Origin of the sequence: Pseudomonas sp. Irchel 3H9 (genome assembly GCF_900187495.1) — a bacterium.
In the GTDB taxonomy this organism is placed as follows: Bacteria; Pseudomonadota; Gammaproteobacteria; order Pseudomonadales; family Pseudomonadaceae; genus Aquipseudomonas; species Aquipseudomonas sivasensis.
Window position 1 is genome coordinate 355,708 of sequence record NZ_FYDK01000004.1, and the last position, 14,008, is coordinate 369,715.

12 protein-coding genes are annotated in these 14,008 nt (G+C 61.1%); 6 read left to right on the top strand and 6 right to left on the bottom strand.

What is annotated here, in order from left to right:
* Positions 1–77: 77 nt before the first annotated feature.
* Positions 78–1,394: a hypothetical protein gene (locus tag CKW32_RS16820; protein ID WP_095185449.1), complete on the top strand. Its 1,317-nt coding sequence runs from the start codon at positions 78–80 to the stop codon at positions 1,392–1,394.
* An 87-nt stretch (positions 1,395–1,481) separates the two neighbouring features.
* Here CKW32_RS16820 and dsbG read toward each other — a convergent pair whose 3' ends face one another.
* Genes dsbG through dsbD form a run of 3 tightly spaced genes read right to left on the bottom strand, consistent with a single transcriptional unit; the run spans position 1,482 to position 4,797 of the window.
* The gene (gene dsbG, locus CKW32_RS16825) at positions 1,482–2,243 is read right to left on the bottom strand and encodes a thiol:disulfide interchange protein DsbG (protein WP_095185450.1); all 762 of its coding nucleotides are present in this window, start codon (positions 2,241–2,243) and stop codon (positions 1,482–1,484) included.
* Positions 2,219–3,070 carry a TlpA disulfide reductase family protein gene (locus tag CKW32_RS16830; RefSeq protein ID WP_095185451.1) on the bottom strand — a complete coding sequence of 284 codons (852 nt, stop codon included), beginning with the start codon at positions 3,068–3,070 and terminating at the stop codon, positions 2,219–2,221. The genes dsbG and CKW32_RS16830 overlap by 25 nt, the downstream gene beginning before the upstream one ends.
* Positions 3,070–4,797, bottom strand: a complete 1,728-nt coding sequence (gene dsbD / locus CKW32_RS16835) for a protein-disulfide reductase DsbD (RefSeq protein ID WP_095185452.1) — start codon at positions 4,795–4,797, stop codon at positions 3,070–3,072. The genes CKW32_RS16830 and dsbD overlap by 1 nt, the downstream gene beginning before the upstream one ends.
* Before the next feature lie 175 nt (positions 4,798–4,972).
* Here dsbD and CKW32_RS16840 point away from each other — a divergent pair, with 175 nt between their 5' ends.
* From CKW32_RS16840 to CKW32_RS16860, 5 genes are all read left to right on the top strand, one after another.
* Positions 4,973–5,653: a response regulator gene (locus CKW32_RS16840; protein WP_032887975.1), complete on the top strand. Its 681-nt coding sequence runs from the start codon at positions 4,973–4,975 to the stop codon at positions 5,651–5,653.
* Complete coding sequence (locus CKW32_RS16845) at positions 5,650–6,972, top strand: ATP-binding protein (RefSeq protein WP_095185453.1); 1,323 nt, start codon at positions 5,650–5,652, stop codon at positions 6,970–6,972. Before CKW32_RS16840 ends, CKW32_RS16845 begins: the two co-directional genes overlap by 4 nt.
* A gap of 120 nt (positions 6,973–7,092) precedes the next feature.
* Positions 7,093–7,860, top strand: coding sequence for an N-acetylmuramoyl-L-alanine amidase (locus tag CKW32_RS16850; protein ID WP_095185454.1), 768 nt, complete (start codon positions 7,093–7,095; stop codon positions 7,858–7,860).
* A gap of 161 nt (positions 7,861–8,021) precedes the next feature.
* The gene (locus CKW32_RS16855) at positions 8,022–9,434 is read left to right on the top strand and encodes an aspartate aminotransferase family protein (RefSeq protein ID WP_095185455.1); all 1,413 of its coding nucleotides are present in this window, start codon (positions 8,022–8,024) and stop codon (positions 9,432–9,434) included.
* Positions 9,435–9,515: 81 nt separating this feature from the next.
* Positions 9,516–9,737, top strand: a complete 222-nt coding sequence (locus tag CKW32_RS16860) for an MbtH family protein (protein ID WP_032887983.1) — start codon at positions 9,516–9,518, stop codon at positions 9,735–9,737.
* A gap of 236 nt (positions 9,738–9,973) precedes the next feature.
* Here the strand turns inward: CKW32_RS16860 and CKW32_RS16865 are convergent, their stop codons facing one another.
* The 3 genes from CKW32_RS16865 to CKW32_RS16870 form a co-directional block, all read right to left on the bottom strand.
* On the bottom strand, positions 9,974–12,142 hold the full coding sequence (locus CKW32_RS16865; RefSeq protein ID WP_032887985.1) for a mechanosensitive ion channel family protein: 2,169 nt from the start codon (positions 12,140–12,142) through the stop codon (positions 9,974–9,976).
* Between the two features lie 52 nt (positions 12,143–12,194).
* Positions 12,195–12,371 carry a hypothetical protein gene (locus CKW32_RS28320; protein WP_010208820.1) on the bottom strand — a complete coding sequence of 59 codons (177 nt, stop codon included), beginning with the start codon at positions 12,369–12,371 and terminating at the stop codon, positions 12,195–12,197.
* A gap of 203 nt (positions 12,372–12,574) precedes the next feature.
* Entirely contained in the window at positions 12,575–13,864 is a 1,290-nt protein-coding gene (locus CKW32_RS16870) for a M18 family aminopeptidase (protein WP_032887987.1), read from the bottom strand.
* Positions 13,865–14,008 lie beyond the last annotated feature (144 nt).

The following is a 14,008-nucleotide window of genomic DNA, read 5'->3' on the forward strand; positions in this document are numbered from 1 at the left end:
CCTGAGAGCTAATGATCAAGCGTTCACGACCCTCCAGGTCGGTAGTGATCACTGAAATCTCGGAAGGAGTTACAGCTATGGCTAATAGAACATCTGCTGAACCAACGCAGCCGATAGAGACGAAGGGCGAGCTACCCTATCTGATCATTCAGGAGGCAGATAGCAACAGCGTGTTGAATCCCATCAACGCGGCCGATGGAGCGACTGCAAAGATCGCTTTCGATGGGATGGAGCGCTCTCTATTAAAGGTGTATTGGGCCTTGAAGGGGCAGGAGGCGCCGACATTCGAGCCGCTTGAGTGGTTGGGCAGCGCCAGCGGCAGTGTTGTTGTGCCGCTGCCCTGGCATTGGGTTAGTACTTCGGCCGGGCATACCGTACAGATCTTTTACACGGCCGTTGTTGGGGGCCAACTCAAGTGCTCGCTGGTGCTTGAGTTGGAGGTACAACAGATCAGGGAAGAATATTTCGCAGAGTCCTTGCCAGTGTTTACCGATGCCACCGGCGACCCGAATGACAGGACGTTGGACATGTATTCGTTCTCCGGCGATGCGTGGATCGAAGTTAAAGCCTGGCCCTTGATTCAGGAGGGGCACCGGCTGTTCCTCAACGTTGCCGGGGATCAGCACAAACCCGAGTTTCAATACAGTTGGGTGGCTCAGGATTACATCGTCAGTGCTGAAGAAGCACATGCTGGGCATGTATTCAGATTCCGTCTTCCCCGCGGCTGGTTGGCGAGGCGAGAAGATTATTCTGCACTGACCGTGCATTTCGGGATCATTTTCGATGGCACCGACCCGCAGCCTCCAAAACCTGTGCCTGACCCTATATATGGGTCTCATCTTCCAGGAAATGCCCTGGAAGTTTCCCCGCGTACTACCGTAAGACTGAGGGTAGATCCGTCCATAGAGCCGATCATTGAGACTGATGATTTCAACAGCTACCTGACGCAGGAGTTCATGAAAACCGGGAGCAGTATCCACACCCGACTTTTAAGGCTTGAGTTGCCCCTAAACTCATACCACGGGATCGGTCTTCATGGGGTCAGAGGCGCTGGAGAGGTGGTTCCCGGCATGGTCGATGGACAATCGCTGGCGCTGCGTTGTGGTTACTCGGGCGACTCTCAACGCCAGCACGTGTTTATGCACCTTAAGTGGAAATGTAAACGTGTCCGCTTTGCGTACTCGTCAGTTAATAATAGTTCTCTGGTAGTGAATTTTTTCGATGAGAACGATAAGCGTCTGGGGGATGCGATTGTATTGCCACCAGGCTGGGTCGACTTCGAGGCGGAGGAAGGTGATTACATTACGAAAATCAGCCTCATCACCAGCTATCACGGAAGCGTTGACTCGTTAACGATCTGGCACGAAGAGGGTCGAACCCAAGAACCGCTCTAACAGCTATAAGGTTACCGCTGGCCAATGTCCATCTACATTGGCCAGCTGTTTAACCTTGTTCTCCAAAAAGTTGTTATCTAGCAGTGATCATTTAGGCCCCATGATCTTCACCAACTTATCCGGCGACGGCGCACCCTGCTGTTGCTGCAGCCCACCCTTGTCATCCAGGTAGAAAATCGCCGGGGTGGCAGACAGTTCCAGTTCATCCATCAACTTCATATTGGCATCGAGCTTGGCTTCGATATCGGCCGGGATTTTCGGCAGTGCCTGCAATTTGCTGCTCTTGCCGGCGGCTTCGTGTTCTTCCAGGGCTTTTTGCGGGTCTTTGGCGGCGAACAGGGCGGCCGATTTGGCGGCGCTGTCTTCGCGGATGATGCCGACCATGATGTGGCGCAACTGCACCTTGCCGGCTTTGACCCACGGCCGGGCCTGTTCCCAGAACATGTTGCAGTACGGGCAGTTGGGGTCGCTGAAGAGGTAGACGATACGCGGTGCGTTTTTGTCGCCGTCCTGGATCCAGCTGCTTTTTTCCATCTTGGCCCAGACTTCCTTGGCCATCGGCGCGTACACCAGTTTTTCCAGCGGCGCGGTGCTCAGGTCATCGCCCTGGGCGTCGTACAGGTTGCCGGCGATCACGTGTTTGCCGTCGGCGGTCAGGTACAGCGCCATGCCGCGATTCTGGTATTGCGCGGCATAGCCGGTGAGGCCGCTGGGGGCGTCGAACTTGCCGATGATCTTGGCGCCCTTGGCTTCGATCTGTTTGATCGGTGCCGGCCAGTCATCGGCGTGGGCCAGGGTGGCTGCCAGCGTCAGTGGTAAGAGGCTCAACAGGTGGCGGAGGCTTCGCATGTCGGTTTCCTTGTGGCAGCAGGGGCGGTGTCGAAGGGTTCCATGGCACGGGCCAGGCTGGCCTGGGACAACTCGCCCAAGTGGCTGTTGATGAGGCGTCCATCAGCTTGGTAGAACAAGGTGGTCGGCAGGGCCATGGAGCCCACGGCCTGGCCGAGGCGACCGCTGGCGTCAAACAGCACGTTGTCCAGGTTCAGGCCTTGGGTGGCCAGGTAGGTGCTGACGCTTTGCATGCTTTCGGCCTGGTTGACGAACAGGAAGGTCACGTCAGGGCGCATGCGCTGGGCGCTTTCCAGCACCGGCATTTCGCGGCGGCATGGCGGGCACCAGGTGGCCCACAGGTTGATGACCAGCGGTCCGCCCTGGTAGTCCGCCAGTTGCACCACTTCGCCATTGGCGTTGCGCAAGGTGATGTCTGGCAGGCGTGTGCCTTTTTCATACACGCTCAAGGACAGGCTGGTCATGCCCCAGAACAGCAGGCCGGTGATGACCCCGGCGCTCAACGGCTTACGCAGCGCCGGTCGCCGCCAGCCGTAGAGCACTGCGCCGATGAGCAGGGCGATGATGCCGGGCCAGGCGAGAAAGCCGCCGTCGCGCAGGTCGACCATCTGCAGCCAGTCGCTGCTGTAGTAACTCCAGTACATCAGCACAAAGCTGACGCGGGCCGCGAGCATGCCCAGCAGAAACAGGCTGAACAGCACTGACTCCGGGTTTTCACCACCACGCTTGGCCACGCGCCAGCCCACCAGGGTGGCGAGAATCAACGCGCTGATCAGCAGGATGTGATTCAGCGCGATGGCGAAGGTGCCGATGGTCAGGGTCAGCATCAGAGGGCGTCCCGGGTTTGCGTCCAGCGTTGCAGGAAGGCATCGGCATTCACTTCGCCGGTGATGCGTTGTGCGCGGCGCTCTTCACCGTCGGGGCCGATCCAGACAAAGCTCGGTGGCCCCGGCACCTTGTAGCGGCCCAGCAGTTCGCGGCTGGCGGCATTGTCGGCGGTGACGTCCAGGCGCAGCAGGCGCACGTCTTTCAGTGCGTCGAGAACTGCGGGTTTGCCGAACACCTGTTTTTCCATGATCTTGCACGACACGCACCAGTCGGCGTAGTAATCCACCAGCACCCATTGGCCCTGGGCCTTGGCGCTGTCGAGTTGGTTTTGCAGCACGGCGGGGTCATTGATGGTCATGAAGGCGTCATGGGCGGAGGGCGCCCCGGCGACCTTCGCGCCGCTGTACACCTTCAGCGGTTGCCACAGGTCGTCGCTGCCACCGGCCGCACCCACCACCAGCACCGCGCCCCACAGGCCCAGCACCAGGGAGCCGGCGCCGAATACCTTGGCCGCCAGGCCGTACTCGCGGGCGAGGGTCCAACCGCAGTAGGCCATCACTAGGGCCAATGCACCCCACAGGCCTACCCACAGGCTTTCGCCAACTACCGGGCGAATCATTAGTACGGCGGTGCCCAGGAACAGGAAACCGAAGATGCCCTTGAGCACGTTCATCCAAGTGCCCGGCTTGGGCAGGAAGCGGTTGCCGACAGTCACCAGCAGCAACAACGGAATGCCGATGCCGATGCCCATGGCGAACAGGATCAAGCCACCGTGCAGGGCGTTGCCGCTTTGGGCGATATACAGCAGGGCGCCAGCCAGGGGCGCGGTCATGCACGGGCCGACCAGCAGGCCGGACAGCGCGCCAAGCACACCGGCACCGATCAGGCTGCCACCGCTTTGCTGGCGGCTGACGTTGTCCAGTCGGTCGCGCAGGAAGGCGGGCAGTTGCAGTTCAAAGAAGCCGAACATCGGCAGGGCGAGCAGCACAAACAGAGCGGCGAAACTGCCCAATATCCACGGCGTTTGCAGCAGGGCGGCGAGGTTGGCGCCGAGCAACGCAGCCAGTACGCCCAGCGCGGCATACACCAGCGCCATGCACACTACGTAGCTGCTGGCCAAGGCAAAACCACGGCGAGGGCTGGCGCCGCTGCCCACCACCAGGCCGGCGAGGATCGGCAGCATCGGCAACGAACACGGTGCAAACGCCAACAACAGGCCCAGGCCGAAGAACACCAGCAGGCTCCAACCCAGGCTGCGCTGTTGCAGGCCGCTGGCCAGGCTCTGGTCCTGGGCTTGAGCGGTGGCCGCTACGGCAGGATTGCCACCCAGGTCCACGGTGATCGACTGCGGTGGGTAGCACAGGCCAGCATCGGCGCAGCCCTGCCAGCCCAGCTTGATCTGGCCGGTGGCGCCAGCAGGGAGCTTCACTTCCAGGCCCTGGCGGTACACTTCCTGCTCGCCGAAGAACTCATCGCTATGGGCTTCACCTTGCGGCAGTGCCGGCTGTGCGGTCAGGCCCTCGAACTTCATGCGCTGCTTGTACAGGTAATAACCGTCGGCAATCTGCCAATACAGCTGGGTCTCGCCACTTTCAAGACGTTCGGAGGTAAAGGTGAAAGCTTTGCCCACCGGGAGGAAATCGGGTTTTGTCTCAAACGGGTTGCCCGGCGCGGCTTGGGCCAACCCGGCGAACAACACCAGCAGAAAGGTAAAAAGATGCCGCATGGTCAAGCCTTAGTCCGATACAAGTGAGGCACACAATGTGTGGCGTTGATTAACCGATGATTAACCGGCGCTATTCTAAAGTGTAGGGATTATCTGAGCTTGCCTCTTTTCACGGCATAATCTGCGCTTAATCCGCTGCACCTTTAATCACCCCATCTTTTATGAAGGGTTCACCATGCACGTACTGGTCTGTGAAGACGACGAACTGATCGCCAGCGGCATCGTGGCCGGCCTCACCGCCCAGGGTTTTACCGTCGAGCGCGTGGCTACGGCTGCGGCTGCTCGGGCGATGCTCAAAGCGGCGACTTTCGACATCATGGTGCTCGACCTCGGCCTGCCCGACGAAGACGGCCTCAAGCTGTTGCAGCAACTGCGCAGCCAGGGCCTGGAGATTCCGGTGCTGATCCTCACCGCGCGGGACTCGGTGACCAACCGCGTCGACGGCCTGCAAGCCGGCGCCGATGACTACCTGCTCAAACCCTTCGACTTGCGCGAATTAGCCGCCCGCCTGCAAACCCTGCTGCGCCGGATGGCAGGGCGCAGCGTCAACTTGATCGAACACGGCCGGTTGACCTATGACCCCAGCAGCCGCGAAACCCTGTTGGGTGGCCAGCCGGTGGATTTGTCCCGGCGTGAGCAGGCGCTGTTGCAGGCCCTGCTGCACAACAAGGGCCGTGTGCTGTCCAGCGAGCAGCTCAAGGACAGCGTCTATGGCTTTAACGATGAGCTGGAAAGCAACGCACTCAACGTGCATATCCACCACCTGCGGCGCAAATTGGGCAATGGCATTGTCGAGACCGTGCGTGGTCTGGGCTATCGCCTGGGCCCGGCGGATGATGGAGAGAACGTTTCGTGAAGAGCCTGCGCCTGCGCCTGACGTTCAAGCTCGGCGCCGCATTCGTGTTGATCTGGGCCCTGGCAGCGGCCTGGATGCTCAACGACCTGCGCAACCAGATGATGTTCTCTCTCGACCAGCGCCTGGTAGCGTCGGCGCGCATGGTGGCGGGGCTGACCGAGCAGATGCCGGGCCTGGCCAGTGTCAGCGGCGGCGCGCATTTCAGTGCCGAGCAACTGCATGTGCCGGGCGGCATGGCCTGCCAGGTCAGCTCCTTGCGCGGGGAAATCCTCGCGCGCAGCCACACCACGCCGGATCAGGGCCTGGAGTCCCAACGCAGCGGTTTTCGCGACCAAGAGATCGACGGCGTGGGCTGGCGCAGCTTTACCCTGTCCCGTGGCGATCTGCTGATCACCACCGCCGACCGCCAGGTGGAGCGCGAGGCGTTGAATATGTCCATCCTGTTGGCTGCATCGGTGCCAGTGGGCGTGGCCATGCTCGGTTGCCTGTGCCTGCTGTGGTTGGGCATTGGCCAGAGCCTGCTGCCGCTCAACCGTATGCGCGATGCGCTGATGCGGCGCAGTGCGGACTCTCTCGAACCCCTTCAGATCCACCCGCTGCCCAGCGAACTCAAACCGCTGCTCGACACCCAGAACCAACTGTTGCAGCGTATCGCCAAGACCATTGAGCGCGAACGTCGCCTCACTGGCGACGCGGCCCACGAACTGCGCAGCCCGCTGACGGCGATCAAGACCCACCTGCAAGTGGCGCGCATGACCGAAGGCGCGGCCCGCGACCAGTCCCTGGCCCACGCCGAGGAGGGCGCCGATCGCCTGCATCGCACCCTGGAACAATTGCTGTTGCTGGCGCGAGTGGAAGGCAGCCTGTCGTTTGACGATGGCGTGCAGTCCAGTGCCGAAGACGTCGCACGGCTGGCGATCCAGGATGCCAATGCTGGCGATAACTCACGCATCGACCTGATCCTGCCGGACAACCTTTCCAACGCTCCAGTGGAAATGCCCGTTGGCCTGGCGGTTGCGGCCCTGCGCAACCTGCTGGACAACGCCTTGCGCCACACCCCGGCGGACACTCGCGTGGAACTCAGTCTGTTCACCCAGGCAGGCAACGTGGTGTTTAGCGTGCGTGACCACGGCAAGCAGATTTCCAGCGAAGACCTGCAGTACTTGACCCAACGCTTCTGGCGTAATGGCAACAGCGAAGGCTGCGGCCTGGGCTTGGCAATCGTGCAAGCGATTGTGCAGCGCTGTTCCTGCTCGTTGACGTTCGACAGCCAGGCGGATGGCCTGCGCGTCGAGCTGGGTATGCCGTTGCGGCGCTGATCTTTTTTCATCTGCCAAATAGTTACCGCCCTCTTGAAGTTCAGCGCTTCAGGATGGCGGTAATTTTTTTGCACTTGAACGGGCCGAAGGACTCGGCCTGTACTGAAAAGGACAGTTCTTATGTTAGTCATCGATACCACTTTTCCTGCCAAAGGCTTCAATGAACGCAACGGTGAAACCGTGCGGCAGTTGATCCTGCATTACACCGCAGCTCCCTTCACATCCTCCTTGCAGACGCTGACGCAGGAGGGGGTCAGCGCTCACTATCTTTTGCCAGACCCGGATGAGCCTGGTTACCGCGCTGCCGGGTATGACGAACTGCGCGCGTTTCGCCTGGTGGATGAAACCAAGTCTGCGTGGCATGCCGGTGCGAGCCAATGGGCAGGGCGGGACAACCTCAATAGCCGCTCCATTGGCATCGAGATCGTCAACCTGGCACGGGACGATGCGGGTGTGTTTACTTTTCCTGAGTACGCCCACGAACAGATTGAAGTATTGAGTGCATTGGTGCGCGACATCCTCGGACGCTACCCGCAGATCGGCCCGACCGACATTCTCGGGCATTCGGACGTGGCCTATTGGCGCAAGAGTGATCCAGGGCCTCGACTGCCTTGGCGGTGCTTGTACGACGCCGGTGTAGGTGCCTGGTTCGATGAGGCGGCGCGGGCGATGTATCAACGCCGATTTTGTGTAGGGCTGCCGCCGGAAGTGGAAGTGGAGCGTGCGTTTCAGCGGTATGGGTATAGACCGGCGCAGAATCGACAGGCGTTTGAGCTGCGCACGCGGGCGTTTCAGATGCACTTTCGGCCGAGGGATTATCGTGGCGTATTGGATGCCGAGACGTGCGCGATCCTGTATGCCTTGAATGAGAAATACCGAGGACTTTGACGCAAAGCACCGTTCAACGGCATCAGTTAACGATCACCAGCCCTAAATCCCTCAGCCGCTGATGCGTTTCCAGAACAGGAAATCCGTGCGCATGCCCTTGGGCCAGACGCCAACGGATTGGCAGTTTGGTCACCATCATCAGCGTATTGAGGGATAGAGAGATGTCTGTCGCTACCAGCCGTATCGAAAGCGCCCCAGTGCATGTCAGCCCGGCGCCTGTGGAAACGCTCTACCAGTTCGACGAAACACCGCTGCTGGCCCGTCAGCGCCAGCAGGAATCCAATGCGCGCAGTTATCCGCGGCGTATCCCTTTGGCGCTCAAACGCGCCAAGGGCATCTACGTGGAAGACGTGGAAGGCCGCCAGTTCATCGACTGCCTGGCCGGGGCCGGCACCCTGGCGCTGGGGCATAACCACCCGGTGGTGATCGACGCTATCCAGCAAGTGCTGCGTGATGAGCTGCCGTTGCACACCCTCGACCTGACTACGCCGGTCAAGGATCAATTCGTGCAGGACTTGTTCGGCCTGTTGCCGGCTGAGTTGGCGCGGGAAGCCAAGATCCAGTTTTGCGGGCCCACTGGCACCGATGCGGTGGAAGCCGCGCTGAAACTGGTCCGTACCGCCACCGGGCGCAGCACCGTGCTGTCGTTCCAGGGCGGTTATCACGGCATGAGCCAAGGCGCTTTGAGCCTGATGGGCAGCCTGGGGCCGAAGAAGCCCTTGGGGGCGTTGCTTGGCAATGGCGTGCAGTTCCTGCCGTATCCCTACGATTACCGCTGCCCGTTTGGTCTGGGCGGTGCGGAAGGTGTGCGGGTCAACCTGCACTACCTGGAAAACCTGCTTAACGACCCGGAAGCTGGCGTGTTGCTGCCGGCAGCGGTGATTGTTGAAGTGGTGCAGGGTGAAGGCGGCGTAATCCCGGCCGACCTCGACTGGCTGCGCGGTCTGCGACGCATCACCGAACAGGCGGGTGTGGCGTTGATTGTCGACGAAATCCAGAGCGGTTTTGGCCGCACCGGCAAGATGTTCGCCTTCGAACACGCGGGCATCATTCCGGATGTGGTGGTGATGTCCAAGGCCATCGGCGGCAGCTTGCCGTTGGCGGTGGTGGTGTACCGCGACTGGCTCGACACCTGGCTGCCGGGCGCCCATGCCGGCACGTTCCGTGGCAATCAAATGGCTATGGCGGCGGGTTCGGCGGTGATGCGCTACCTCAAGGAACACGACCTGCCCGGTCACGCGACAGTTATGGGCGAGCGCCTCGGCGAACACTTGCGCATCCTGCAACGCGACTTCCCGCAGTTGGGGGATATTCGAGGTCGCGGGCTGATGCTCGGTGTGGAACTGGTCGACCCGGACGGCACCCTCGATACCCAGGGCCACCCTCCGGTGCACCGCCAATTGGCGCCGCTGGTACAGCGCGAGTGCCTCAAGCGCGGGCTGATCCTGGAACTGGGTGGTCGCCATGGCAGCGTGGTGCGCTTCCTGCCGCCGCTGGTGATCACCGCCGCTGAAGTCGACCGTGTGGCCGAGATCTTCGGGCGTGCCCTGGCCGCCGCCGTGGACAGCCTCTAATTTTTCGATGGCTTGGTACGTTTCTACAGATATCAGTGCTGCGCGTGGTGCGCAGCCAGCTTTTTGCGATGGAGAACAGCAATGACCTCAGTATTTGACCGCGACGACATCCTGTTTCAGGTAGTGGTCAACCATGAAGAACAGTATTCCATCTGGCCCGACTACAAGGTCGTGCCGGAAGGCTGGCGCACCGTGGGCAAGAGCGGCATGAAGAAAGAGTGCCTGGCCTACATCGAAGAAACCTGGACTGATATGCGCCCGTTGAGCTTGCGCCAGAAGATGGATGGAGCAGCGCTCGTTTAAACATGGCGGTTTGTGTCTGGTAATCAGGCTCTATGGGGTGAGCGCGCGTATTGTGGCAAGCGGGCCTGGTGCGGTGAGCGGGCTTGCCCCGCGCTGGGCTGCAAAGCAGCCCCACTCCAGCCACTGAGTTGTATCAGATACACCGCATTCCACCCGTTCAGGACCGCTTCGCGCTCCAGCGCGCGGCAAGCCCGCTCACCACAACAAGCCGCTCGGCAAAGGTGGGCGCGACGACTTCAAGCGTCCTTCTCTTTCTCCAACCCACCCGAAGCTCCCGTCACCACCTGCACACTCAATCGAGGTGTTGCCAGATCCAACCCGGCCTCGTCCAGATGTCGTTTCAGCGACAGGTTGAACGCCCGTGACACTTCCCATTGCTTGATCGGCGCCGTCTTGAACCGGGCGCGCAGGATCGCGCTGCCTGACTCAAAGCTTTCCACCCCCTGGATCTCCAGCGGGGACCAGATATTGCGGCGCTGCAGCGGGTCATTGCGCATTTTCTGGCCGACATCACGGATCAGCTTGATCGCGTTATCAATGTCCATGTTGTACGGAATTGCCACTCGGAAGATCGCGTAGCCGAACTCTCGCGAGTAGTTCTTGATGCTCTTGATCTCGCTGAACGGAATGGTGTGCACAATCCCGTCGATGTCGCGCAGGCGCACGGTGCGGATGGTCAGGCCCTCGACGGTGCCGAGGTGGCCGCCTACATCCACGTAGTCATCAATCGCCAGGGAATCTTCGATGATGATGAACAGGCCGGTGATCAAGTCCGCCACCAGCGACTGCGCACCAAAACCGATGGCCAGGCCGATCACACCGGCACCCGCCAGCAGCGGCGTGACGTTCATGCCCATATTCGCCAGGGCGACGATGGCGGCAATGATGAAGATCGTCACGAACAGCACGTTGCGGATCAACGGCATCATGGTCTGCGCCCGCGCATTGGCCAGGCCTTTGCGCGAGCGGGTGAGGGCGTGGTGGATCGCCGTGTCGCTGAGGATCCAGATCAGCCAGGCGAACAGCAGCGTACCGGCCAGGCCGAACAGTTTGACCGCGATTTCATGCCCCTCGCCTTCGGCAAAGCCAATCAGCGACAGGCCCCAGACTCGCAGGCCCAGCTCGATAAACACCAGCCATACCGCCAGGTGGGCCAGGGTGTAGATGAAGCTTTTCAGGCGCTCGGAGTACAGCGCATGGCGCTTGTGCCCGCGTTGCGGCTTGAGAGCATGGCGGCGTACCAGACCGTTGATGACCATGCACAACACCAACAACACCGTGCACAGCAGCGATTGGCGCAGGGCGGTGCTGGTGTCGCCGGCAGAGACGAACGTGGCAAACAGCGAAATGCCCACCAACAGCAAGGCCGGGAGGTACCAGAACGAACCGATGATCGAGAGGGTGTCGCTGAGGGCGCGACGGGTGAGGCGGCGCGACAGCGGTTGGTTGCGTATCAGGTGGGCGATCGGGCGGCGAAACCGCAGGATAAACACGCCGGTGGACAACGCCGCCATCACATTGGCGACGGTTGCGGCGGTGTGAGACAGGTGTTGGCCGAGCGCGGTTACCAGGCGTGGGTCGCTCAGGGCTTCACCAAAAGCGGCAAAGCTGCCGATCCACCACAGCGGACGAAAGGCCTGGTGCCGCAGGATATACAGCGCACGATGGCGGTGCGGGCCGTCGAGCAAAGAGAACGCGATCACGCAGATGGCTGAGAAACAGGTACCGACCACCAGCGCGTAAGCCAACACCATCGCCAGGGATTTACCCAGGGAAGAGGGCAGTGCGTAGCTCATGTACACGGTGATCACCAGCGCGATCAGCCACGGCCCCAGTTTGCGCAGGGCAAAGCGCACCATGTCCCAGGTGCGCGGGTGTTGCGGCAGTTCTTCAGGCAGGCCGAACCGTTCGCGGACGCGGTGGCTGAGCCATATCAGCACGTAGGCCAGCAGGCTCCACACCGCGAGAATAAGCGCAAAGCCAAAAATGATTGGCAGCCATTCGTTGGCCGGCAGCATCAAGGCGTCGAGTTCGTCCTTGGCCTGGTCGATCTCATCGGACCAACGCCCCAGCGGGCTGTCATTGCCGGAGAACTGTTGCTCCAGGGTCGACAGCGTGCTGCCGATCAGCCCAAGCACGCCCTGTTCGGCGGCCGGCTGGGCTTTTTGTGTGGCGGCGCGGAGTTTTTTCAGATCGCTCAGCAGTTGGGTGCGCTGCTGGTCGTTTTCCAGGGTCTTGATCACCTCGTCCAGCGATTGGCCGAGGGGCACTTCTGCCTGGGGCTGGGACTTGTTAGTGCTGCCGAGCAGGCCGGGCAAACCGACTGCTTGGGCAGAAGTAAGCGGCAGCAAGGTGAACAGGGCGATCAGTAGGTAGCAGGGCAGGGCAAACAGACGGGAAAGCACGAGGCGGTCAACCTTGGAAACGACGGGTTGAGCGAGTGTACGAGTGCACGCGTCATTCGGCCAGTTTGGCGAGGATCTTGTACACCACGGTGCCCAGGATCAGCAGCATACCGATCCACATGCCGAACACGCCGAGGGGCTTGTCGCGAAAGTTGAAGCCGACCGCGAGCATGATCATGCCGATCAGAATAGGGATAAGCATGGCGTGGAAGGAGGACATGGAGATCATGGTGCGACGGCCTTGTCGGAGTGGGAATACTGACAAGTCTAGGTCGGATTGCGGGAAGTGCAGATGATATAGATCAGGTACGTAAACCAAATGTGGGAGGGGCTTGCCCTCGATAGCGGTCTGTCAGTCAGCTTGTTTTTAGCTGACCCACCGCATCGGGGGCAAGCCCCCTCCCACATTTCTGGCTGTATTCAGCCTTTGGATCAAGGCAGGTCGCGACTGGCGTAGAACGCACCCAGTACCTTCACCAGATGCGCCAGGTCATGGCTGCCGCACAGTTCACGAATGGAGTGCATGGCAAACGTCGGCAGGCCGATGTCCACGGTACGCACGCCCAGGTGGCTGGCGGTGATCGGGCCGATGGTCGAGCCGCAGCCCATGTCGCTGCGCACCACAAAGCTCTGTACCGGCACTTCTTCGGCCATGCACAGGTGGCGGAAGAACCCGGCGGTTTCGCTGTTGGTCGCGTAGCGCTGGTTGCTGTTGACCTTGATTACCGGGCCGGCATTGAGCTTGGGGCCGTGGTTGGCGTCGTGCTTGTCGGCGTAGTTCGGGTGCACACCGTGGGCATTGTCCGCCGATACCAACAGGGATTTCTGAATGGTACGTACGAATTCATCACCTTCCGGTAACAGGCGTCGCAGGGTCTGTTCCAGCATTGGGCCATCGGCACCGCAGGCCGAGCAGGAACCGACTTCTTCGTGGTCGTTGCACACCAGTACGCAGGTTTCGTCGGTCTCGCTGGTGAGCAGGGCTTGCAGGCCGGCGTAGCACGACAATAGGTTGTCGAGGCGCGCGCCGGCGATGAAGTCGCCATTGAGGCCAATTACAGCTGCACTCTGGGTGTCGTAGAAGCTCAGCTCGTAATCGAGCACCACATCAGCGTTCAACCCGTGCTCGCGCGCCAGTTGCTCGGTGAGCACGGCTCGGAAGTCCACGCGCTCGTCACCGGCAAACTGCGCGAGGATCGGCGGCAGTTCGGTCTGGGCGTTGATTGCCCAGCCCTGGTTGGCTTCGCGGTTCAGGTGAATGGCCAGGTTCGGGATGATCGCGATGGGCAGCTTGAAGTCGATCAGTTGGCTTTCGACTTTGCCGTCGCGGCGGAACGTCACGCGGCCTGCCAGGGACAAGTCGCGGTCAAACCACGGCGCCAGCAAGGCGCCGCCGTAGACTTCCACGCCCAACTGCCAGAAGCCCTGGCGTTGCAGCTCGGGCTGGGGCTTGACCCGCAGGCACGGGCTGTCGGTATGGGCGCCCACCAGGCGAATCCCGCCCTGCAGCGGCGAGTGACGGCCGAGCTTGAAGGCGATGATCGAGGAGTCGTTGCGGGTCACGTAGTAGCGACCGTTGGCTTCGGTGGCCCAGGTTTCGCGCTCGTCGAGACGCTGGTAACCGGCCGCTTCCAGGCGCTGGGCCAGGGCGGCAGTGGCATGAAAAGGAGTAGGGGAGGCCTTGAGGAAGTCGATCAGGCCTTGATTCAACGCTTCGCGCATAAATAGCTCCAGACAGCAATGCGCGGAGTTTACCGTTCGGTGACGGGAAGTGCACAGTACAAATGTGGGAGGGGGCTTGCCCCCGACTGCAGTGGGTCAGTCAACAATACAGTGACTGATTCTCCGCCATCGGGGGCAAGCCCC

Excerpts from the sequence above, each read along its gene's own strand:
- CKW32_RS16820 (WP_095185449.1), top strand. The coding sequence starts at position 78 with ATGGCTAATAGAACATCTGCTGAACCAACGCAGCCGATAGAGACGAAG.
- CKW32_RS16850 (WP_095185454.1), top strand. The coding sequence starts at position 7,093 with ATGTTAGTCATCGATACCACTTTTCCTGCCAAAGGCTTCAATGAACGC.
- CKW32_RS16830 (WP_095185451.1), bottom strand. The coding sequence starts at position 3,070 with ATGCTGACCCTGACCATCGGCACCTTCGCCATCGCGCTGAATCACATC.
- CKW32_RS16840 (WP_032887975.1), top strand. The coding sequence starts at position 4,973 with ATGCACGTACTGGTCTGTGAAGACGACGAACTGATCGCCAGCGGCATC.
- dsbG (WP_095185450.1), bottom strand. The coding sequence starts at position 2,243 with ATGCGAAGCCTCCGCCACCTGTTGAGCCTCTTACCACTGACGCTGGCA.
- CKW32_RS16860 (WP_032887983.1), top strand. The coding sequence starts at position 9,516 with ATGACCTCAGTATTTGACCGCGACGACATCCTGTTTCAGGTAGTGGTC.
- CKW32_RS28320 (WP_010208820.1), bottom strand. The coding sequence starts at position 12,371 with ATGATCTCCATGTCCTCCTTCCACGCCATGCTTATCCCTATTCTGATC.
- dsbD (WP_095185452.1), bottom strand. The coding sequence starts at position 4,797 with ATGCGGCATCTTTTTACCTTTCTGCTGGTGTTGTTCGCCGGGTTGGCC.
- CKW32_RS16870 (WP_032887987.1), bottom strand. The coding sequence starts at position 13,864 with ATGCGCGAAGCGTTGAATCAAGGCCTGATCGACTTCCTCAAGGCCTCC.
- CKW32_RS16855 (WP_095185455.1), top strand. The coding sequence starts at position 8,022 with ATGTCTGTCGCTACCAGCCGTATCGAAAGCGCCCCAGTGCATGTCAGC.